The sequence below is a fragment of the Streptomyces sp. NPDC001443 genome, assembly GCF_053597355.1.
In genome coordinates, this window is record NZ_JBSFIA010000020.1 from 57,290 (window position 1) to 79,036 (window position 21,747).

Below are 21,747 nucleotides of genomic sequence, written 5' to 3' on the forward strand. Positions count from 1 at the left end.
GGATGGCGGACGTACGCGTGGCGGGAGAGACGGCGGTGGCGGCAGTGACGGCAGACCTGGTGGCGGGGGACGTGGACGGAACGGACGGGGTGCCGGTGGACGCCCTCCAGGGGTGGCGTGCGTGCGCCGCCGCGGTCGAGCCCGCGGACCGCGCCGAGGCGGAGGCGGGCATCCTGCTGGCCTACCGGCAGGCCGGACTGGCCGCGCCCGAGCGCGTGGTGTGGGCGGGTTCCCCGCGCGAGGGCGTGACCCTGGTACGGGCCCTGTCCGACGCGGACCGGGGGGCGAGCGTGCGGGAGGCGGTGCGCAACGCGCCCTGGGCGGCCGCCCGCCGTGCCGCGCACGAGCGGCTGGGGGCGGCGGGGTGGTCGGCGCACTGGTCGGCGACCGGAGGCCGGCTCTGGGACACCACGCAGGCGCTCGTGGAGCGGATCCGCCGGGGCGTGCTGGACGAACTCGCCGGCGAGGACCTGCGGGTGGAGACGGAGATCCGGCTGATCCTGCTGGACGCTCTGCTCGGCCAGCACGACGCGCCGTGGCTCGCCGCCCTGAGCGCGGACGGACCGGCGCCGGACGGACCGGCGCTGGACGGACCGGCCCGGGTGTGCCGCAGCGCCGGCTGGTGGTGGCCGTTCGAGAAGGTCGTGGTGGTGTGCGAGCGTCCCGTCGCCCTGCACCGGGACGAGGCCGGCCGGCTCGACCGGGGTGACGGCCCGGCGCTGGCGTTCCCGGACGGCTTCGCCCTGCACGCCTGGCGTGGCATGCCGGTGCCTGCCGCCTTCCTCGAGGAGCTGCGCACGCTGACGCCGGAGCGGATCCGCGCCGAGGAGAACGCCGAGCTGCGCCGGGTCATGCTCGAGTACTACGGCTACGACCGCTATCTGAGCGACTCGGGCGCCCGCCCGGTGCACCGCGACGAGACGGGCACGCTCTGGCGGGTCGAGCTGGAGGGTGACGAGCCGGTCGTGATGGTGGAGGTCGTCAACTCCACACCGGAGCCGGACGGCGCGCACCGCACGTACTGGTTGCGGGTTCCGCCGACGACCCGCGAGGCCAGGGAGGGCGTCGCGTGGACGTTCGGCCTGGGCGCCGAGGCGTACGCGCCGCTGCGGGAGACGTGATCCGGTCGCACCTCTGTTCTCGTGGCGCGTGTCGGGCGATGATCCATGCCGTCTCCCGGCACACACCGGGAACCTGGAGCGAGGAGACGGCACGTGGGCACTGAGGCGGCGGCGAGCGTTCTGGTCACCGGCGGAACCGGTTTCGTGGGCAGCCATCTCGTGCGGCGGCTCCTCGAACGCGGCTACCGGGTGCGCACCACGGTCCGCAGCACCGCGGACACCGCCAAGGTGGGGCCCCTCACGCAGATGCGGGAGGCCTTCCCCGGGCGGTTGGAACTGTTCGAGGCGGATCTGCTCGTGGAGAACTCCTTCGACGAGGCGATGCGCGGCTGCCGGGTGGTCTTCCATGTCGCGTCGCCGTTCCTCATGCCGGAGAAGATCAGGGACGGCCGCCGGGACATGGTCGACCCGGCCCTGCTGGGGACACGCAATGTGCTCGGGAGTGTCGAGCGGACCGCGGAGGTCGAGCGGCTCGTGTTCACCTCCACCGTCGGCGCGATCTTCGGTGACTACGCCGACGTACGGGCCATGGACGACGAGGTGTTGACGGAGAAGTACTTCAACACCACGAGCACCGTGGACAACAACCCGTACCACTACGCCAAGACGCTCGCCGAGCGGGCGGCCTGGGACGCGGAGGCCGCGCAGGACCGCTGGCGCATGGTGTCGGTCAACCCCGGTCTGGTGCTCGGCCCCTCGCTCACCCCGGCGTCGCGCTCCGGCAGCCTGTTCCTGCTCGACGAGCTGTTCAAGGGGTACTTCTGCTACGGCGCACCCGACTTCAGCTTCACCACCGCCGATGTGCGCGACGTGGCCGACGCCCACATCGCCGCGGCGGAGAACCCCGGCGCGAAGGGCCGCTACATCGTCGCCGCGGAGACGATGACGTCGTTCCACGAGATGTCCCGCATCATCCGTACCCGTCATCCGCGCAGTCTGCGCCTGCCCCGTACGGCTCTTCCGCACTGGCCGGTGCGGATCCTGGGCCCGGCGTTCGGGCTGACGCAGGACTACATCCGCAAGCACCTCGGGATCCGGTTCCGGGTCGACAACAGCCGCAGCGTGCACGAACTGGGCCTCGTCTACCGGCCGATCGAGGAGACTCTGCTGGAGCACTACGAGGCCTGGCTGCGGCAGCGGCGCGCGTGAGGCGGGCTTCGCCGCGGCAGCGGCAGGCGTGCGGCGGGCGTCCGCGACGGAGATCCCGACGGGGATCGCGGACGTCAACAGGGGCGCGCTGTACGGGTGACGGGGCCGCACGGGATCATGATCCCCATGTCTCACACCTCTCGACGAAGACTCCTCGCCGTCCTCGCGGCCTCCGCCGCCTCCGTACCGCTCGCCGGAGCGGCCGCGGCCCCGGCACGGGCCGCCGGCAACGGCGCCCTCGCGGACGTCGAGCCGTTCGCGGGTCCGGCCGGACTGTCCTCGGCCCGCTCCTCGGTGACCCTGGCCCCGCTGGACGCCTCCTACTTCACCCCGGTGACACTCACCACCCCGCTCACCACGACGGTGCTCGCGGGCACTCCGGCCCGTACCGAGGTCACCTCCGGCGGCAGGCGGGTCGCGCTGCTCACCCAGGGCGCGCGGACGGTCGTCCTGCCGGGCCCGCAGCGCACGTTCGCCGAGAACAAGCGGCCCTTCGCGGACGACTTCCAGCGCACCCTGCCGGATCCGGTGCTCGACGACGGGAAGTACTGGGGCACGTCTCCCGGCGGTGGCAGCTGGTACACGCTGGGACCGGCGGAGACCGACTACGCGGTGGTGCCGGGCAGCGGTCTCATCAGCCTCACCACCGACGGCGCCAGCCGGCACGCCAACCTGCACGACGAGGAGATCACCGACGTCGACGCCCGCTGCACGGTCCGGTTCGACAAGGTGCCCACCGGCCAGGCCTGTTCCGCCGGTCTGACGTTCGGCTACCAGACCACCCACAACAACTACCGGGCTCGGCTGTCCTTCCTGACCTCCGGCGCGGTCGAGCTGCGCGTCGAGAAGGAGGTGGACGACACGGTGACCCAGTTGGTCACCGCCGTCACCCTCGCCACGGGCGTGCCCGCGGGAACCGACTGGACGATCCGGGTGCGCCGGGAGGGCACCCGGATCCGGGCCAAGGCATGGCGTGCGGCTTCCGCCGAGCCGGCCGCGTGGTCCGCCGACGTCGTCGACGCCACCTTCGGCAAGGGCCGGGTGGGCCTGCGCGCCCTGGCCAACACCGGCTGTACGAACCTGCCGGTCACCCTGTCCGTCAGCCGCTTCGAGGTGGACGCCGCGAACTGGGAGACTCCGCCGACCGTCACCCACGGGGACTGGGTGCGGGTGCTGCCGGAGCCGTTCGACGGCACCTGGACGGCACAGTTGGAGCAGACGATCCGCGGCTGGGCCGGTTCCTGCGTTCCCGACGTCCTGGCCCACGCCGCGATGTTCCTCGGCGGCGCGCCGACGGTCACGGCCGGGGCCGGACCGGCCCAGGGCAGACAGGTGCTGGGCGAGGCCGGGTACGGCTACCTGGACCCGCAGGGCTACCGCCTCGAGGGCGCCGACTTCCACGAGTACATGAACACGGGCTGGACCTTCCCGGACGGCACCTACGTCAAGCCGTCCAGCAAGCAGGTGGGCAACATCGACTGCTCGGGCTACACGCGGATGGTGTACGGCTACCACCTGGGCGTGCCGCTGGCCGCCGGCGCGGACACCTCGGGCCGGCGGATCCCGCGCCAGTCGCGGGACATCGCCGACTACGCCCCCGGGGTGGTCGTCGACCGCACCGACGGCACCAATCCGCCCGCCGCGACGCTGCTCCAGCCCGGCGACCTGGTGCTGTTCAACGCCGACTCGGGCGACGACGCCAAGGAGAACACCGTGATCGTCGACCACGTCGGCATCTACCTCGGCAAGGACGCGGCCGGCAAGCGCCGCTTCCTCTCCAGCCGCAAGACGGTCGGCGGGCCCACCATGTCCGACCTGGGCGGGGCGTCACTGCTCGACGGCACGGGCACGTACGCCACGAAGCTGCACACCGTGCGTCGTATCTGAGCCCGGAGCACCGCCGCCCGGCTCACGGCCGCCCGACGGCGGGTCAGCCGACGTCCCACAGGAACCGGTGGGTGTGGATCCCGAAGTACGGGAAGGACTGCACCTGCCGGACCCCGTCGATCGGTCTGACGACGTCGTTGACGAAGTCCAGCAGATCCTTCGGGCCGGGTGTGACCACCTCGGCGAACAGGTCGAACCCGCCCGAGGTGAGTACGGAGTAGACCACCTCGGGGCGTTCCGCGAGCGCGTCGGCGACCCCGCGCGGGTCGCCGTCGACGCCGATGCCGAGCAGTGCCATGGCCTGGCCGCCCATGGCCATCGGATCGGTCACGCCGACGACCTGGACGGCCCGGGAGTCCAGCAGGCGTTGCAGCCGCTGCCGGGCGGCGGAGGCGGACAGGCCGACCTTGGGGCCGAGGTCGGCGTACGCGATGCGGCCGTCGGTCTGGAGTTCCCGCAGGATGGCCCGGTCGATCTCGTCCACGTCTGCTGGCTCCCTTTCCTTCCCGGCGGTTCGGACCCACCCTATCGACGCACGTCAGCCGACGAGTTCGGCGAGGGCGGCGGCGAACAGCCCGGTGTGGGTGTCCACGTCCTGCTCCGTGGTGTCGGGGCACATGAGCGCCATGTTGTGGAACGGGGTCAGCAGGATGCCGCGGTTGGCGAGATGGAGGTGGAGGAAGTCCTCCAGCTCGGTGTCGCCGGCCGCCGCGGACTCGGCGCCGGTGCGCGGCGCGGGGTCGGCGAAGCGGTACTCGGTGCGCGCCCCGAGGCGGCTGACCGACCAGGGCAGGCCGTGGGCGGCGATGCCCGCGCGCACCCCCGCCTCGAAGCGCTCGGACAGCTTCGACATGTGGGCGAAGGCGTCGTCGGTGAGGACGTGTTCCAGGGTGGCGCGCATCGCGGCGACGGAGAGCGCGTTGCCCGCGAGGGTGCCGCCGACACCGCCCATGTCCACCAGGTCGAGATCGGCGCGGGACAGCAGCCGGTCGGCCAGGTCGGCGGAGAGGCCGTAGGCGCCGGCGGGGATGCCGCCGCCGATCGCCTTGCCGATGGTGAGGACGTCCGGCTCCAGCTCCCAGGCCGCGGTGCAGCCGCCCGGACCGGCGGAGAAGGTGTGCGTCTCGTCGTTGATGAGGAGGGTGCCGTACTGCCGGGTCAGGGCGCGGACCCCGGCCAGGTAGCCGGGTTCGGGGAGCACGATGCCGATGTTGGTCAGCGCGGGCTCCATCAGGACGGCGGCCACGTCGCCGTGGGCGAGTTCGCGCTCCAGCCGCTCCAGGTCGTTGAACTCGGCGACCCGGCTGGTCAGCGTGACGTCGCAGGGCGCGCCGACGTTCCCGGGGCGGGGGGCGCCCAGGCCGTCGGGGCCGACGACGATGAGCGACTCGTCGACGCTGCCGTGGTAGCTGTAGCCGTTCACCAGGATCTTGGAGCGGCCGGTGACGGCGCGGGCGAGCCGGATGGCCCAGCGGTTGGCGTCCGTCGCGGTCAGCGAGAAGCTCCACCGGGTGAGCCCGAAGCGGCGGGTCAGCTCCGCGCCGACCCATTCGGCGTCCTCGGTGGGCAGCATCGCGGTCGCCCCGCCCAGTTCGGCGAACCGGTGCCGGACGGCTTCGGCCACCACCGCCGGGGAGTGGCCGGCCATCGCGCCGGTGTCGCCGAGGCAGAAGTCGATGTACTCGTGTCCGTCGATGTCGGTCACCCTGGCGCCGCGCGCGGTGTCCAGATAACGCGGGAAGGCACCGGCGGTCTTGTTCATCCAGGTCATCGGCACCCGGCCGAAGAGGTGCTCGGACCGCGCGTAGGCGGCCTTCGAGCGAGGGTTGCGGCGGTCGGCCTCGGCGCTCTCGCGGGCCAGGAGGTGCTGAAGGCGGGTGCGGTCCATGACTACCTCGCAGAGCGACGGCGGATGAATGCCCAGAGAGTATGACCGAATCATACGCAAACTCAAGATTCGACGAATGAATCGATTGTCGCGACGATCGATTCGCGTGCAGGGATGATCGGGGTGCTGATTGATGCGCGCGCGTCGGCCGAGTCGACGAAGCGCCGGGCGCGACAGCCGCCCCCTCCGCACCCGCTCACCCCCGAACCGGGGAGCGACAGAAGGAAATGAAGGTCACAATTACGTATCGGACATACCGCACTTCAACCTTCACACGAGCCGCACAAATTAGCTAAGTTGGCGCCAGGCCGCTCGGTTCCTCCGGCGAATCCCGCCGGGCCGCGCTGCCTCCGCCGAGTCCGGTGAACCACTGCGGCCGCCGGAGCCGGGGACCCAACCGATCCTCTGGGGTGAATCGGCCCAACCGCCCTGCGGGGCAAGGGCCGTAGGGCACGCCTTCCGGAACCTCCGCCCGAACCCGACAGCTAACTCGGTAGGCGGAGCACGGAAGGAGTACGTCGCCGATGGCGCCAGGACGCGACAAGCGCCCCGAAGGTCTCGGCCTCCCCGGTATGTCGGACGCGGTCAGCGGTGAGGAGATCCGGCAGCGGATCAACACCCTCTACGACCGCGCGGAGACCGACTCGGGGACCTACAACGCCACCCGCGCGATGTCGGTCGGCGATCGCAGGCCCGGCCGGGCTGGGCGTCCCGCCCAGCGCAAGCCGTCCGACCCCGCCCTCGACGCCGTCGCCCGGAAGTGGTTCGACGACGCGCGCTCCAAGATAGGCCCGACCGTCGCGGCCGTGCTGCCCGCCGACCGGATGCCCGCCCTGCCGGGCGCGGCCCGCCCCGCATCGGCGCCCGTGCCGGAACTCCCGGCCGCCATTCCGGCCCCCCGCCCCGAACTGGAGGCACCTGCCCGGCGCGTCCCGGAGCTCACCGCCGGACCCGTCGCCGCCCTCCCGGCCGCGCCCGCGCCCGCGCCGGAGAGCCGACCGGACGCCTTCCCGGCTCTGCCCGCCGCCTCCGCGCCCTCGGCGCCCTCCGCCCCCTTCGCGCTCTCGGCCGGACCGCTCGCGGCCGCACCCGTACCCTCACCCGCCCCTTCGCCCGTACCCGCGCCCGCGCCCGCGGCCACGCCCGTGGCCGACACCGCGGCACGGCAGACCGCGCGGCGGTCGGTCAAGGGGCGGAACCAGGAGAAGCTCACCCAGGCCCGGAGACTGCTGACCCGGCAGGTCGCCCTGCGCAGTGCGCCGCCGGCCCCGGAGAGCGCGCCGGCTGCCGCGCCGCGCTGGCCGGCCCCTGAGCAGGATCCGCTGTTCGGCGAGGGCACCGGATGGCTCACCCAGCCGTCGCCCGGCCCCGACCCCCTCGCCGGGGGCGGCGAGTACCCGGGCGCCTCCGGCGCCACCGGGCAGTACGGCACCGTTCCCAGTGTCGCGGGATACCCGAACACCCCCATCGCCACGGGACAGTTCAGCCTTCCCCTCGACGTCGCCGTCACGAACCCGCCGGCCGACACGGGGCAGTTCAGCGCCATCCCGAGCGTCGCCGCCTACCCGAACACCCCGGTCGACACGGGTCAGTTCAGCCTCCCCCTCGACGCCGGTCTCACCAACCCTCCCGCCGACACCGGGCAGTTCAGCGCCGTCCCGAACATGGGGGCCGTCTACCCGAGCGCCCCCGCGGCCCCCGGCTACCCGAGTGCCCCCGCGAGCCCCGCCTACCCCAGCGCCCCCGCGAACGTCGGCTACCCGAGCGGCCCCGCCGAAACGGCCTACCCGAGCGGCCCGATGAACGCCGCTTACCCGAGCGCCCCCGTGAACGCCGCTTATCCGAGCGCCCCCGCGGGCGCCGCCTACCCGAGCGCCCCGGCGGGCGCCGCCTACCCGGCCACCCCGGCCGACACGGGCCGGTTCGCCCCGCTGGACACCGGACAGTTCGCGGTGCCCGCCGTTCCTGCCATGCCCCCCGTACCCCCGGCACCGGCCGCACCCGTCATGCCCACCATGCCCGCCATGCCCGCCATGCCCGCCCCGGTCGGCGCGCCGGAACCGGCGGGGTACGGCGGCAAGGCCGCGAACGCCCTGGAGTTCGCGCGCGCCCAGATCGGCAGGCCGTGCCTGTGGGGCGCGACCGGCCCCGAGTCGTACGACTGCGCCAGTCTCACCCAGGCCGCCTGGCGGGCCGCCGGGGTCGAGCTCCCCCGCGCGGCAGCCGACCAGGCCCGCGCCGTCTCGGCGATCCCGCTCACCGACCTCCAGCCCGGCGATCTCATCTTCTTCCACGGCGACACCAGCCATGTCGGCGTCTGCGCCGGCCCCGGCACGATGATCCACGCCCCGGGGCCCGGTGCCCTGATCCGCGAGGAGTCGATCTTCTTCGCCGGACAGGCGGCGATCCACAGCGCCGCACGGCCCGCCTGACCCTCGGGATCGCACGCCGAGGACCCACCCGAACCCGAATCCCGAACTGCACCGCGAACTGCCCGGACGGAATGATCCGTCCGGGCAGTTCGCGCGACGCGGCGGCGCGGTACGACGGCATGGGACGGCGCGACGCCCGGACCGTCGGTACCGGTCCGGGCGTCGCGCCGTGGGGTCTCAGCCAGGCGTCGTCACACGGGGCGTCGCCTGGTGCGGATGAGCAGGACTACACCGGCGACGGCGAGCACGCCGCCGAGCGCCGCGGGCCACAGCTGCGCGCCGGTCTCGGCGAGACCGCCCTGCACCGCCTGCGGTTCGGTCTGCGGCACGGTCTGGGGAGCCGGCTGCGCGGCGGAGGTGGCCCGGCCGCCGTCGTCCGCGGCCTGGGTCTGCTCGGCACCGGCCGTCGTACCGGACCCGGCTGCCGTACCGGACCCGGCGGCCGCCGTGTCGCCTGCTTCGGGGGCGGTGGTGACCAGGCCGGAGCCCTTGCCGCCCGAACCCGCCTGTCCCGAGTCGTCCTTCGGGCGGTTGGTCGCCGACGGGGAGGAGTAGGGCTTGGGCTGGGCGTGGCCGGGACGGGTGGCGGTGGCCGTGGCGGCGGGCGGCGCCGTGGTCGCCTGGCCTCCGTTGCCACCGTTGCCCGCGTTGCCTCCGTTACCGGCGTTGCCGCCGTTGCCCGTGTTGCCGCCGGTCTGTCCCTGCACGCCGTTCCCGTCCTTCGGGGGCTCGGGCGTCTGCGTCTGCTGGCCCTGGTCGCCGTTGCCGCCGCCGTTTCCCGCGCCGTTGTCACCGCCGCCGCTGCCGCCGTTGCCGGCCCCGTTGTCACCGCCGCCGTTGCCGCCGCCGTTGGCGCCCACGCCGCACTGCCGGCCGCCGTTGATGCAGTCGACCATCTCGTTCATCAGCTTCTCGTCGAAGACGTTGATGAAGTCGCCGTGGTCCGTGATCGGCTTGTGCAGGTTCTCGGGGAAGGAGTCCACCGCGAACAGCGGGGTCGTACGGCCACCGTCCTGCAGGCTCGGCGCGTCCACGTCGTACACGATGCGCTGCACCAGCTGCGGAATGGCCTGGAAGCCACTCGGGCAGGAGCCGTCGGCGGCGGCGAACGCCACGTGCGTACGGTGGTTGGCGCTGTCGATGTTCCGACCGTCCCAGCAGCTCTGGAACTTGAACGTGCGCACGACGTCGCTGCCGCTCGGGCAGAGCGGGTACTTGTCCTTCAACTGCCGGTCCTCCAGGCCCGTGCAGCTCCAGGACGCGTTGGCGTTGGCGGGGCCGTTGACGAACGCCTTGGCGTCGCCGGTGATGATGCGCAGCAGCCGCGGCATGGCGGTGACCTTGCTGCGGGGGTTGCCCACGAACGTCATCGTCACCTGCTTGGGCGTGACGATCTGACCGGCATTGCCCTCGGTGCCGCCACCGGGCGATCCGGCGTCCCGCTCCTGGGTGCCGTTCTGCAGGCGCAGCACGGGCCAGAAGTACGACGACTTGTCACCCTGGTCCTGGCAGCTCGTCTGTGCGTTCGCCAGGTCGTTGTCACTGGCGAACCCGGTGTTGGACTGGTTGCCGACGTAGTCGTGGAAGTGGTGGGCTCCGTTGCTGACACCCGGGGCGACGATGACATTGTCGGAGTTGAACAGGCCGTTCGCGTTCACACCGCAGCTGGTGGCGAAGGTGCCGCGGGAGGCGTCCGCCTGGAGTGCGGGGCTCTGCGCGGCGGGCTGGACCGAGTTGATGTCCGCGTAGTCGCCGACGACCGGACCGTTTCCGGCCTGGCCGCCGTTTCCGGTCTGGCCCTGGCCCTGGTTCTGCCCCTGGTTCTGCTGACCCTGGTTCGGGTCCTGGCTCGGCTGGCTCGGGTCCTGGCTCTGACCCTGATCCTGCGTCTGCTGGCGCAGCGTGCAGGCGGCCAGCGCCTCCAGGCCCTCCGGGCGATTGCCCGCCTGGCCGATGGCGACCGCGATGCGCTCGATGGTCGCGGTCCGCGTCTCCTTCAGCGGATTCATGATCTCGCTGTCGACGAAGCCGCTGTCGTCCTGGATGGCCTGCGCCGACTCCTGGAGCTTCTGGTAGGCCTCGGCGATCTGCTGGTCGAGCAGCGCGAGTTCCTTGTCGACGTCCGCGCGGGCCGCGTCCGGCACGTCCGTCAGCTTGTCGCCGACGTCCGGGCAGTCGATCGTGCCGGGACCCCACGCCCCGCCCGACTGCTGCGTGTCGCCGCCCTGACCGCCCTCGGTCGCGGAGGCGTACACGTTCGCCACGACCAGTCCTCCGCCGCCCAGGATCAGAGCGGCTGCGGCAAAGGTCGCGCGTCGTGCGCCTGTTGGGCGTCTGCGCGTGTTGCGTCCCACGGAAAACTCCTACGCGTCGTGACGAGGCTCCGGGTATGAAAATCCCTCGTCCCATACGGAGCCGGAGCCGGGTGCGTTCAGGCGCCTCGGGAATTCACAGCATTTTCTTATCGCGTACCGACGGCGTCACAGGGAGTGCCTGATAGGGAGCCTCGCATTCCGAAGCCGTCGAGGCTTCGAGGCTTCGAGGCTTCGAGGCTTCGAGGCCGCCGGTTCGGCGGACCCGGCCCCGAGGTCGGGCACCCGGACTGCGATCATGTGCGGTATCCCGCCCGGTACGGGCGGGATGCACGCACCTCACCCCCTTGTCCCAGGGAGTTGGCATGGCCCTCGACGTCGCGGCGCTCCGCGCCCGGATCCCCGCCCTGAAGTCCGGAACCGCCCGATTCGACGCACCCGGCGGCACCCAGACGCCGCAGCCCGTCATCGACGCCATGGTGGAGACGCTGACCGCGCCCCTGGCCAACCGGGGGCAGACCACCGAGGGCGAACGCAACGCGGAGGCGGTCGTCGCCGCCGCCCGCGCCGCGCTGGGCGACCTGACCGGCGCCCCGGCGCGCGGCGTGGTCTTCGGCCGCAGCGCCACCCAGCTCACCTACGACCTGGCCCGCACCCTCGCCAAGACCTGGAACCCGGGCGACGAGGTGGTCGTCACCCGGCTCGACCACGACTCCAACATCCGCCCCTGGATCCAGGCGGCGGAGGCCGTGGGCGCGCGGGTCCGGGAGGCGGACTTCGACCCGGCCACGGGCGAACTGCTGCCCGAGCACCTCGCGGCGGTGCTGTCGTCGCGCACCCGGCTGGTCGCCGTGACCGCCGCGTCCAACCTGATCGGCACCCGCCCCGACCTGCCCGCCGTCGCCCGGCTGGCGCACGAGGCAGGGGCGCTCCTGCACGTGGACGCGGTGCACTACGCGGCCCACGCGACCGTGGACCTCGCCGAGCTCGGTGCGGACACCCTGGTGTGCTCCCCCTACAAGTTCCTCGGGCCGCACCTGGGCGTGCTGGTGAGCCGACCCGAACTGCTGGAGACGCTGCGGCCCGACAAGCTGCTGCCGTCCTCGGACGCCGTGCCGGAGCGCTTCGAACTGGGCACGCTGCCCTACGAGTTGCTGGCGGGAGCCCGGGCCGCTGTGGACCTCCTCGCCGACCTGGCGCCCGGTGCGCAGGGCACACGGCAAGAGCGCCTGCGCGCCGCCTTCACCACCGTCGAGGCCCACGAGGACGCGCTGCGGGCGCGGATCGAACGCGGGCTGGCGGACCTCGGCGGAGTGACGGTGTACTCCCGTGCCGCGCACCGCACCCCGACCCTGCTGTTCTCCGTGGCCGGCCATCGGTCGGCGGACGTCTCGCGCCATCTCGCGGACCACGGCGTCGACGCCCCGGCCGGTTCCTTCTACGCGCTGGAGGCCTCGGAGCGCCTCGGCCTGGGCAGCGCGGGCGCGGTGCGGGTCGGCCTGGCGCCGTACTCCGACGAGAACGACGTCGACCGGCTGCTCGCGGCACTGGGCACGCTCCGCGCCTGAGCGGCCCCCGGCAGGGGCCGGGCCCCCGCTCACGCCGTAGCTCACCCGCCGCACCACCCGCCCGCGCCGTACGCCCGCCGTTCGTGTCGTGCGCCGTGGCGGCACGGGGCGGGTGAGAGCGTAGGGCGAAGGCCGCTGCGCAGCCGGCCGCCGGAGGTGGAAGGTGAGCGTCCCGGAACCGCTGCCGACGTCGCAGTCGGTGCGACTGGGTGTACTCCTGGCGATGGTCGGCGGGGCGCTCGACGCCTACTCATTCGTCAGCCTGGACGGGGTCTTCGCCAACGCGCAGACGGGGAATGTGGTCCTGCTCGGCATCGAGGCCGCCCACGGGCAGTGGACGCAGGCGTGGCGCCACGTGCCGCCGATCCTGGCCTTCGTGGCGGGTGCCGTGACCGCGGAGACGCTCAAGCGTCCCCGGACGGCGGGCATCGTGCGGTGGCCGCCCGTGGCGGCTCTGGTGCTGGAGATCGTGGTGCTGGTGGGCGTCGGGCTGCTGCCCGCCACCGCTCCGGACGCGCTGATCATCGTACTGATCTCGTTCACCGCGTCGGTGCAGATGACCGCGTTCCGCAAGCTCGTGGACACCGCCTACAACAGCGCGATGACGACGGGGAACCTCCGTACCGCGACGCAGAGCGCGTACGAGGCGATCGTCGACGGCGACCGGGAGGCGGCGCGCCGGGCCGGGCAGTTCACGGCCGTCATCCTGGCGTTCCTGGCCGGCGCGCTCGGCGGTGCGGCCCTCACCATGGCCGTGGGCGTGCGCGCGGTGTGGGCCGCCGCCGCGGTGCTGACCTGCGGCCTGACGCTGTTCGTGCACGACGAACGCATGGCCCGCAGGCGGACCGCGGCGGCGGCCCGCACGGACACCCGGGAGTGAGACCGGGTCAGCCCTGGCGGGCCTTGAAGCGCGGGTTCTTCCTGTTGACGACGAACGTCACGCCCCGTCGCCGGACGATCTGCGCCCCCGGCCTGGACTTGAGCGCGCGCAACGACGTACGCACCTTCATGGCTGCGTTCTCCTTCGGTTCGGTCGGGCGTCGGTGGCCGCGGTCGGCGGCGCGCCGGAGCGGGGACCGGGGTCAGCGCTCCTCGCGGAAGGCGACGTGCGCCCCCGCCACCGGGTCGTACTTGCGCAGGACCAGCCGCTCGGGGTCGTTGCGGCGGTTCTTGCGCGTCACATAGGTCACACCGGTCCCGGCCGTCGACTTCAGTGTCACGACGGGACGGACCTCGTTGCGGGCCATGGATTCTCCTCTCACCGGCAGCGCACCCACTGATCGGTGCATGCCAGTCACGAGGCCTACAACAGGAGACCTCCCCAGGGCATTCCCGCCGGCACACCCACCGCACCCGGTCGCTCCCGCGCACCCGCCCCACCTCCGTACGCCCACGTCACTCCCGGACGCCCGCCAGTGCCGCCGGCCTGCGGCGCAGCGCGACCCAGGCGGGGACCACGGACGAGACCACGGCGAGCGCCGCGCAGGCGCCGACGGCCCGGCCGAGGGCCGTCCAGGGGGGTTCGATCACGGCCCGCACCGACAGCACGCGCAGCGCGCACCACATGCCCGTCGGGCCGAAGCCCGCGACCAGGAGACCCAGCACGGCGCCGACCGCGACGACCAGCAGCGACTCGGCGGCCACCAGGCGCAGCACCTGCCGCCGGGTCGCTCCGGCGAGCCGCAGCAGGGCCAGCTCGCGGACCCGGTCGGAGGTCGCCATGATCATGGTGTTGGCCAGCGAGATGCCCGTATAGAGGAGGGCGATGCCGAGGACGAGCAGCAGGCCGGTCCGGGTCGTCCGGTTGGTCTTCGGGACACTCGCCCGCACCCACTGCGCCCCGGTGAGGACCCGGCCGCCCGAGGCGCGCACCGCCGTCCGCAGCCCGTCGGCCACGGCGGCCGGGTCGGCGCCGTCCGCGAGGGCGACGTCGACCCGGTCGACGCTCGCGCCCGGGGCGTTGCGCGGGGTGACGTAGACGCCCTCGCCGCCCGTGCCCTGCCGCAGCACGGCGGCGATCCGCAGCGTCCTGGGCGTGCCGTCACCGAGCCAGATCCGCACCCGCTGCCCCACGGCGTGCCGTTCCCACTCCTCGTCGACGACGATCGAGTCGTCGTCGAGGGCGCGCACGCTCCCGGCCACGACCGGCAGATCGGTGGTGGCGGCCAGCAGCCGGGGATCGGCCGCTCGGGCCTCGTCCCTGCGGAGCGACACACCGTCCTCGAGGACGTGCACGGCGCTCGCCGAGGTCGCGGACACCTCGGCCCCGGACACCCCGCGCAGCCTGCGCAGCGTCGTCGCGTCGAAACCCGCGTCGGTCGCGGGGACGACGACGAAGGCGGCGGTCGTCCGCTCCGCGATCTCGCCGGCCTTCGCCCGGTCCAGGGTCGCGGTGGCCCCGAGGAGCGAGCCGGTGAGGGCGACGGTCACCAGGACCGGTGCGGCGATCGCGGCGGTACGGCGCACGCCCGCGGCGGCGTTCTCCCGTACGAGCATGCCGCCCGCGCCGGGCAGCCGGGCCGGCAGCCAGGCGAGCAGCCGGGTCAGCGGGCGCACCACGGCCGGGGCGAGCAGCGCCACCGCGCCGATCAGCAGCATCGGCCGGCTCACATAGGTCTTGCGGTGCAACAGGTCGGCCGGGTCGGTGAGCAGGGCGACGGCGCAGGTCACCACGGCGGTCAGTAGCAGCGCGACGCCGGACACCCGACGGCCCCACGTCATCGTCCGGGTGTCGGCGCAGGCCTCGCGCAACGCCTCGGCGGGACCGGTGCGGCCCGCACGCCAGGACGCGGCCGTCGCACCGCACAGCGCGACGAGCAGGCCGGTCGCGAAGGCCGCGCCGTACGGCCAGCCGGCATCGCCCAGGGTGAACCAGTCCGGGGCCAGGCCTTCGTCGACCACCCAGGCGGCCAGCCGGGGTGCCTCGTGACCGCCGAGCAGGCAGCCGGCGGCGGAGGCGAGCGCGCCGGCCAGGAGAGCCTCGAGGAAGACCGTGCGGCGGATCTGCCCCGGGGTCGCCCCGGCCGTGCGCAGCAGCCCGAACTCGCGACGCCGTTGGGCGACCGAGAACGCGAAGGTGGACGCCACCACGAACACCGACACGAAGGTGCTCACCCCGCCGGCGGTGCCGAACACGGCGTTCATCGCGGTGAGTGCCTCGCGGTCCCGGTCGAGGTCGGCGTCGGCCAGGCGGCGCGCGTCGCCCGTGAGGACCTGGACGCCGGTGCCGTCCACCGCCGTACGCACGGCCGACGCCTCGGCGTCCACCACCGCCTGGGTGCTGGTCGGGCACATCCGGGCCGCGCGCCGGTCGGTGTAGAACACGGCGTTCTCGAAGCCGTGTCCGGCGACGGTGCCGACCACGCGCACGATGCCCCGGTCGGTCCGTACGCGCTCGCCGGGCCGGGCCCAGTGACCGCCGACGACGACCTCGTCGTCCGCGGTGGGCCCGCGTCCCGCGTCGATCCCGTACGGCGCGAACGCGGCGGTGGACCAGGGGTGGCCCACCAGGTCGCCCGGTCCGCCCCGGGCCCGTACGGCGAACGACCGGTCCTCGACGACGGGGCCGAGCCGCCTCAGCCGCGCGAGGACGTCGGCGGGCAGGGCGCGCGGCCGGTCGAGCCTGCGCACCCGGTCGCCGTGCGGGGTCGACACGCGCAGGGTGTCGGAGGCCCGCACCACGACGGGCGCGGCCGCGAACCGCTCCGGGTTCCGGTCGGGCGCGTGCAGCGTCGAGGCGAGGGCCAGGCCCATCACGGTGGTCAGCGCGACGCCGAGCGCGAGGGCGACGAAGCTGCCGACGAAGGTGATCCAGCGGCTCCGCAGGGTGCACAGGGCGACGGTCAGCACGGTGCGGCCTCCAGCTTCGTCATACGGGTGGCGATGTCGTCGGCGCGGGCTCCGGCCAGTTCGCTCTCGATCCGCCCGTCGACGAGGAAGACGACGCGGTCGGCGTACGAGGCGGCGACCGGGTCGTGCGTGACCATGACGACCGTGCGGCCCTCGGCGTCGACCATGGCGCGCAGCAGCTTCAGCACCGCACGGCCGGTGTGCGTGTCGAGGGCGCCGGTCGGCTCGTCCCCGAAGAGCACCTCGGGGCGGGTGATCAGGGCCCGGGCCAGGGCGACGCGCTGCTGCTGGCCGCCGGACAGCTCGGCCGGCCGGTGCCGCGCCCGGTCCCCCAGGCCGACCTGTTCGAGCACCTCCCGCACCCGGGCCCGGGGCGGTCGGCGGCGGGCGAGCCGCAGGGGCAGCGCCACGTTCTGCTCGGCGGTCAGGGACGGCAGCAGGTTGAACGACTGGAACACGAACCCGATGCGTTCACGGCGCAGCAGGGTCAGCCCGGTCTCGGACAGCCCCGTCAGGTCGGTCCCGCCGACGACGACCGAACCCGAGGTGGGGCGGTCCAGCCCGGCGGCGCACTGCAACAGGGTCGACTTGCCCGAGCCGGAGGGGCCCATGACGGCGGTGAACGTGCCCCGCGGGACGGCGAGCGAGACCTGGTCGAGCGCCGTCACCCCGCCGTCGCCCGCCCCGTACCGCCTGCTGACGGAGTGCAGTCGGATCGCGTCCTCGTTCATCTGTCCCCACCGTTCTCGACGTCCGTGCCGCAGCGTTCTCGATCTCGTGCTGCTCGGTGACCCCACGAAACCGCGTGACGGCAGGCCCGCGCAGTGCGGCAGGGGCGAGACCTGGGGTAGGGCAGGCACTACCCCAGGCGCTCCGCCTGGGCCGATGGCACCGGCCGGGGCGGAGCTTCTACGGTGATCGCATGCGCCCTCGGAACGTATGGCAGGCCATGGCCGGACCGGGCTTCCTGCTCTCGCCCTGGCCGTGGCGGTCGGCCGCCTACCTGCTCACCGGCGTACCGGCGGGGGTGGTCGCCCTCGTGGGGATCGTGAGCACGACGGCGGTCGGCTGCGCCCTCGCCGTCGTGCTCGTGGGGCTCCCCCTGCTCGGCTGCGTGGCCCTCGCCGGGATCCCGGTGGCGTGGGCGGAGCGGCACCGGCTGCGCCTGGTCGACCGTGACCCGGTCACCGGCGGCCACCGGGTGCCCGCCGCACGGGGTCCGTGGCCCTGGCTGACGACGCGGTTGCGGGAACGGGCCACCTGGCGGGAGCTCGGATACGCGCTGCTGTTCGCCGTCGTGCTGTGGCCGGTCGACGCCCTCGCGCTCACGGTCGGGCTGCTCGTCCCCCTGTCGGTGATCGCGACCCCGCTGCTGCTGGCGACCGTCGGCGGCGGGCGGGAGACCAAGGTGCTCAAGGTCTGGACGGTCACCACCTGGCCGGCCGCCTCCGGACTCGCCGTACTCGGGCTGGCCCTGCTGCTCCTGGGCGGCTACGCGCTGGCGGCGGTCGCAGGCGGCCGGGCAGAACTGACCCGGCTGCTGATCGCGCCGCGCGAGGGCGATCCGGACGAGCGGGTCGTGGAGCTGGCGCGCTCCCGCGTCCGGCTGGTGGACGCCTTCGAGGCGGAACGCCGGCGCATCGAGCGCGATCTGCACGACGGCGCGCAACAACGGCTGGTGGCGCTGACGATGACGCTGGGTCTGGCCCGCCTGGACGCACCGCCGGGGCCGCTCGCCGACCAGCTCGCGAAGGCCCATCAACAGGCGGGCGAGGCACTGGCGGAGCTGCGGGAACTCGTCCGCGGCATCCATCCCAGGGTGCTGGCGGACTACGGCCTCCCGGCGGCGGTCGCCGACGCGGCGGACCGTTCCGCGGTTCCCGTCGACGTCGGCCTGGACCTGTCCGCCCGGCTGCCCCGGAGCGTCGAGGCCGCCGCGTACTTCGTCGTCTGCGAGGCCCTGGCCAACATCGCCAGGCACAGTGGCGCCCGTCGCGCGGAGGTGACCGGGGAACACCGCGACGGACGCCTGTTCCTGCGGGTGCGCGACGACGGCCGGGGCGGCGCGGTCGCCGGGAACGGCAGCGGTCTCACCGGACTTGCGGACCGGGTGTCGGTGCTCGATGGCAGACTCTCCCTGTCCAGTCCACCGGGCGGACCGACCCTCTTGTGCGTGGAGTTCCCTTGCGAGCCGACAGACCGCTGCGCGTAGTGCTGGCCGAGGACAGTGTGCTGTTGCGGGAAGGGCTCGTCGGACTGCTCGACCGCTGCGGACACGAGGTGGTCGCGGCGGTCGGCGACGCGGTGGCGCTGGTCGACGCGGTCGAGGAGCACGCCCCCGACATCGTCGTGACCGACGTGCGGATGCCCCCGGGGTTCCAGGACGAGGGACTGCACGCCGCCGTCCGGTTGCGGGAGAGGCGGCCCGGGCTGCCCGTGCTGGTGCTCAGCCAGTACGTGCAGCGGACGTACGCCGCCGAACTGCTGGACTCCGGCGACGGAACGGCGGTCGGCTACCTGCTCAAGGACCGGGTCGGCCAGGTCGAGGAGTTCATGGACACCCTGGCCGAGGTCGCGGCCGGGGGCACGGTCGTCGACCCCGAGGTGGTACGCCGGTTGCTGCGTCGCCGCCGGGACCCGCTGCAACGGCTCACCCCGCGCGAGCGGGAGGTGCTGGCCCTGATAGCGGAGGGCAGGTCGAACGGGTCGATCGCCCGCGCACTCGTGGTGTCGGAGGCGGCCGTCGGCAAGCACATCGGCAGCATCCTCGGCAAGCTGGACCTGCCGCAGACGGACGAGACCCACCGAAGGGTGCTGGCCGTCCTCGCGTTCCTGCGGGCCTGACCGGGCTCCCCTCGAGACGCCTGCGCACCCCGCGCGGATGCGCACCGGTGCCCGGGGGGCGCATTCTTTCTGTGTCGCCCGCGTGTCGCCCACGTGAGCGGCTCCAGAACGGGGACGAGGTAGGGCCGATGTGACTGGGAGCGCCGGGAACGGGGCAGGAACCGGACGGCTGGCCGGGCTGCTGACCCAGGCAGCGGCGGAGGCGATCCGAACGGCCGGAGGGCCGGTCGCGGGTGTCTACCTGCGGGCCGGCCCACCCGGCCTGCTGCGGCTCGCCGTCCTCGCCGGGCTGCCCGCGCCGCTGTTCCACCCCTGGTGGCGGCTGCACGTGAACCGGCCCTTCCCGGTGGCCGACGCCTACCGGCTCGGGGTCCAGGTGATCCTGCCCAACGCGACCGAGGCGATGCGGCGCTACCCCCAGTTCGCGGCGGGACTGCCCTTCCAGTTCGGCTCCCTCTACGTGCCGGTCGTCGGCGGGGCCGGACCGTTCGGCGTCTTCACGATGCTGCGCCCCGCCGCGGCCGACGCCGCCGAGTTGCGGGCGGACCAGGAGCAGCTGACCCGTCTGGCCGCCGACCTGGGCCGGTCGCTGCACCGTCTGGAGGGCGAGGGACCACCGCTGGCCTGGGACGACCGGCCCCTGTCCGTGCGGACACCGGCCGTCGGGCCGGCCCCGGACCGCTCGGCGGGCTTCTCCTGGGATCCGGCCACGGACCTGGTCACGCCAGACCGTGAGGTGCACGCCCTGCTGGGCCTGCCCCCGGGTGAGTTCCCGGCCACCCTGCGCGACCTGGCCCACACCCTGGCCCCCACCGACTCCCCGCAGCTCCTGGCCCTGCTGCGGGAGACCGCCGAGGGCAGACCGCCGCCCCTGTCCGTGCCGGTACGGGCGGCGGACGGCGCGCTGCGGCTGCTGCGGCTGCGGGCCCCCGAGCCGGGTACCGGGCCCGGCGGAGCGGGCGCCGGGGGCGTGCTGCGCGACCCGAGGGCCGACTCGCCCGCCGACACGGCGGCCGGTCTGCTGCCGGAGGGCGTGTTCTGTCTGGACCGGCTGGGCCTGGTCGTGTACGCCAATCCGCGGGCCGCGCACCTGCTGGGACTGTCCCGGTCCCGGCTGCTCGGCCGCGCGCTGTGGGACAGCGCCCCCTGGCTGCGCCAGCCCGCGTTCGAGGAGCACCTGCGCGGCGCCCTGCTGGCGCCGGACCCCGTGCACTTCCATGTCCGGCGCCCGGCCGTGGACGACGAGGAGGCGTTCGAGGGCGAGTGGCTCGCCGTGTCCGTCTACCCCGGTGCCAACATTCTGACCTGCACTGTCATGCCGTCGAACCGGATCGCCGAACCGGTCGAGGTGCGCCGGACGGCATCGGAGGGGCGCCCGGCCGCCGGCCTGCCCCGGATCGGCGGCCTGCTGTCGGGCACCGCGCCGACGCCCCCGCAGTACCGGCCGATCGTGCTCGCGATCGCGCTGACCGAGGCGGTGACCGCCCGGCAGGTGTCCGCGGTGGTGATGCAGGAGCTGCTGCCCGCGTTCGGCGGCCGCAGCCTCGCCATCTACCTGTTGCAGGACCGGCATCTGTACCTGGCCTGGGAGAGCGGCTTCCCGGAGGGCTTCCTCGCCCCCTTCGAGGGGGTGGGTCTGGACGCCCGGCTGCCGGGCGTCGAGACGCTCACCACCGGCCGCCCGCTGTTCTTCGACTCCATGCAGCAGATGCGGGCCGCCTACCCGGGGATGGCGACGGACGCCACGGAGGGCGCCCGCGTCTTCCTGCCGCTGATCGCCTCCGGCCGCCCGGTGGGCTCCTGCATCCTCGGCTTCGACCGGCCGCACAGCTTCAGCACCGAGGAACGCACGGTGCTCACCGCGCTCGCCGGGCTGATCGCCCACGCGATGGAGAAGGCGCAGCGCTACGACACCGAGGCCGCGCTCGCCCGTGGGCTCCAGCAGGCCCTGCTGCCCCGGCGGCTGTCCTCGCATCCGCTGCTGGAGACCGCCGGGCGGTACCTGCCCGGCACCCAGGGCATGGACGTCGGCGGCGACTGGTACGACGTCGTCGAGGCGGGGGACGGGCTGGCCCTGGTGATCGGGGACGTGCAGGGACACGGGGTGCAGGCGGCCGCCACCATGGGGCAACTGCGCAGCGCCGTCCGTGCCTTCGCCCTCGGCGGTCATCCGCCCGACGAGGTCATGAGCGGGACCAACCGGCTTCTCGTCGACCTGGACGCCGGCCAGTTCGCCAGCTGCTGCTACCTGCAACTGGACCCCGCGACCGGCCGACTGCGAGTCGCCCGCGCGGGACACCCGCCGCCCCTGCTGCGCCAGGCGGACGGGTGTGCGCAGGTCGTGGACATCCCCGGCGGCGTCGTCCTCGGCGTGACTCCCGACGCCCACTACCCGGTGATGGAACTGCGGCTGGAACCCGGCGCGATCCTCGCCCTGTACACCGACGGGCTGGTCGAGCGGCCCGGCTTCGACATCGACGACGGCATCGACACGCTGCGCGAGGCGCTGGACCGGGCCGCCGGCGCGGCCGCCCCGCAGGGCGAGCAGTCCCTGGGGGATCTCGCCGACCGGCTCACCGCGACCGCCCGGCACGCCGTCGACCGGCCCGACGACATCGCGCTGCTCCTGGCCACCCGCCACACCGCACCCCGGCACCGAGGCTGACATCGCGGGGGAACCCAAGGGGTGAGCGGGGG

Annotated in this window: 16 protein-coding genes and 1 riboswitch; of the genes, 9 read left to right on the forward strand and 7 right to left on the reverse strand. The window is 73.9% G+C overall.

The annotated features are described in order from the left end of the window. The first annotated feature begins 2 nt into the window (after positions 1-2). The 3 genes from ACWC24_RS21430 to ACWC24_RS21440 all read left to right on the forward strand — a co-directional run bounded on the left by ACWC24_RS21430 (position 3) and on the right by ACWC24_RS21440 (position 4,157). Entirely contained in the window at positions 3-1,121 is a 1,119-nt protein-coding gene (locus ACWC24_RS21430) for a DUF6745 domain-containing protein (RefSeq protein ID WP_450664423.1), read from the forward strand. A gap of 93 nt (positions 1,122-1,214) precedes the next feature. Beyond that, positions 1,215-2,270: an NAD-dependent epimerase/dehydratase family protein gene (locus tag ACWC24_RS21435; RefSeq protein ID WP_450664424.1), complete on the forward strand. Its 1,056-nt coding sequence runs from the start codon at positions 1,215-1,217 to the stop codon at positions 2,268-2,270. A gap of 126 nt (positions 2,271-2,396) precedes the next feature. Further along, on the forward strand, positions 2,397-4,157 hold the full coding sequence (locus ACWC24_RS21440; protein WP_450664425.1) for an NlpC/P60 family protein: 1,761 nt from the start codon (positions 2,397-2,399) through the stop codon (positions 4,155-4,157). Positions 4,158-4,200: 43 nt separating this feature from the next. Here the strand turns inward: ACWC24_RS21440 and ACWC24_RS21445 are convergent, their stop codons facing one another. Continuing rightward, the gene (locus ACWC24_RS21445) at positions 4,201-4,641 is read right to left on the reverse strand and encodes an Lrp/AsnC family transcriptional regulator (protein ID WP_375978508.1); all 441 of its coding nucleotides are present in this window, start codon (positions 4,639-4,641) and stop codon (positions 4,201-4,203) included. A 54-nt stretch (positions 4,642-4,695) separates the two neighbouring features. Further along, the gene (locus tag ACWC24_RS21450) at positions 4,696-6,045 is read right to left on the reverse strand and encodes a transaminase (RefSeq protein WP_450664426.1); all 1,350 of its coding nucleotides are present in this window, start codon (positions 6,043-6,045) and stop codon (positions 4,696-4,698) included. Positions 6,046-6,386: 341 nt separating this feature from the next. Beyond that, a riboswitch (cyclic di-AMP (ydaO/yuaA leader) is annotated at positions 6,387-6,561 on the forward strand. Positions 6,562-6,569: 8 nt separating this feature from the next. Between ACWC24_RS21450 and ACWC24_RS21455 the strand changes: the two genes are divergently transcribed. Then, complete coding sequence (locus tag ACWC24_RS21455) at positions 6,570-8,477, forward strand: NlpC/P60 family protein (RefSeq protein ID WP_450664427.1); 1,908 nt, start codon at positions 6,570-6,572, stop codon at positions 8,475-8,477. A 191-nt stretch (positions 8,478-8,668) separates the two neighbouring features. On the opposite strand, the gene ACWC24_RS21460 is transcribed toward ACWC24_RS21455, so the two are convergent. Beyond that, positions 8,669-10,831 carry a DUF1996 domain-containing protein gene (locus ACWC24_RS21460; protein ID WP_450664428.1) on the reverse strand — a complete coding sequence of 721 codons (2,163 nt, stop codon included), beginning with the start codon at positions 10,829-10,831 and terminating at the stop codon, positions 8,669-8,671. Positions 10,832-11,154: 323 nt separating this feature from the next. Between ACWC24_RS21460 and ACWC24_RS21465 the strand changes: the two genes are divergently transcribed. Both ACWC24_RS21465 and ACWC24_RS21470 read left to right on the forward strand, forming a co-directional pair. After that, complete coding sequence (locus ACWC24_RS21465; protein ID WP_450664429.1) at positions 11,155-12,357, forward strand: cysteine desulfurase-like protein; 1,203 nt, start codon at positions 11,155-11,157, stop codon at positions 12,355-12,357. A gap of 163 nt (positions 12,358-12,520) precedes the next feature. Then, positions 12,521-13,237: a YoaK family protein gene (locus tag ACWC24_RS21470; RefSeq protein WP_450664430.1), complete on the forward strand. Its 717-nt coding sequence runs from the start codon at positions 12,521-12,523 to the stop codon at positions 13,235-13,237. A gap of 7 nt (positions 13,238-13,244) precedes the next feature. Here ACWC24_RS21470 and ykgO read toward each other — a convergent pair whose 3' ends face one another. The 4 genes from ykgO to ACWC24_RS21490 all read right to left on the reverse strand — a co-directional run bounded on the left by ykgO (position 13,245) and on the right by ACWC24_RS21490 (position 16,937). Further along, a complete protein-coding gene (ykgO, locus tag ACWC24_RS21475; protein ID WP_450664431.1) occupies positions 13,245-13,367 on the reverse strand; it encodes a type B 50S ribosomal protein L36 in 123 nt (40 codons plus the stop codon). Between the two features lie 72 nt (positions 13,368-13,439). Next, entirely contained in the window at positions 13,440-13,604 is a 165-nt protein-coding gene (rpmG, locus tag ACWC24_RS21480) for a 50S ribosomal protein L33 (RefSeq protein ID WP_450664432.1), read from the reverse strand. Between the two features lie 148 nt (positions 13,605-13,752). Beyond that, positions 13,753-16,206: an FtsX-like permease family protein gene (locus ACWC24_RS21485; protein WP_450664433.1), complete on the reverse strand. Its 2,454-nt coding sequence runs from the start codon at positions 16,204-16,206 to the stop codon at positions 13,753-13,755. Continuing rightward, complete coding sequence (locus ACWC24_RS21490; protein ID WP_450664434.1) at positions 16,200-16,937, reverse strand: ABC transporter ATP-binding protein; 738 nt, start codon at positions 16,935-16,937, stop codon at positions 16,200-16,202. The genes ACWC24_RS21485 and ACWC24_RS21490 overlap by 7 nt, the downstream gene beginning before the upstream one ends. A gap of 191 nt (positions 16,938-17,128) precedes the next feature. Between ACWC24_RS21490 and ACWC24_RS21495 the strand changes: the two genes are divergently transcribed. The 3 genes from ACWC24_RS21495 to ACWC24_RS21505 all read left to right on the forward strand — a co-directional run bounded on the left by ACWC24_RS21495 (position 17,129) and on the right by ACWC24_RS21505 (position 21,715). After that, positions 17,129-18,418 (forward strand): sensor histidine kinase, encoded by a 1,290-nt coding sequence (locus ACWC24_RS21495; RefSeq protein WP_450664435.1) that lies wholly within the window; start codon positions 17,129-17,131, stop codon positions 18,416-18,418. Beyond that, a complete protein-coding gene (locus ACWC24_RS21500; protein ID WP_450664508.1) occupies positions 18,418-19,050 on the forward strand; it encodes a response regulator in 633 nt (210 codons plus the stop codon). The genes ACWC24_RS21495 and ACWC24_RS21500 overlap by 1 nt, the downstream gene beginning before the upstream one ends. A gap of 130 nt (positions 19,051-19,180) precedes the next feature. After that, entirely contained in the window at positions 19,181-21,715 is a 2,535-nt protein-coding gene (locus ACWC24_RS21505; protein ID WP_450664436.1) for a SpoIIE family protein phosphatase, read from the forward strand. The last annotated feature ends 32 nt before the right edge of the window (positions 21,716-21,747 follow it).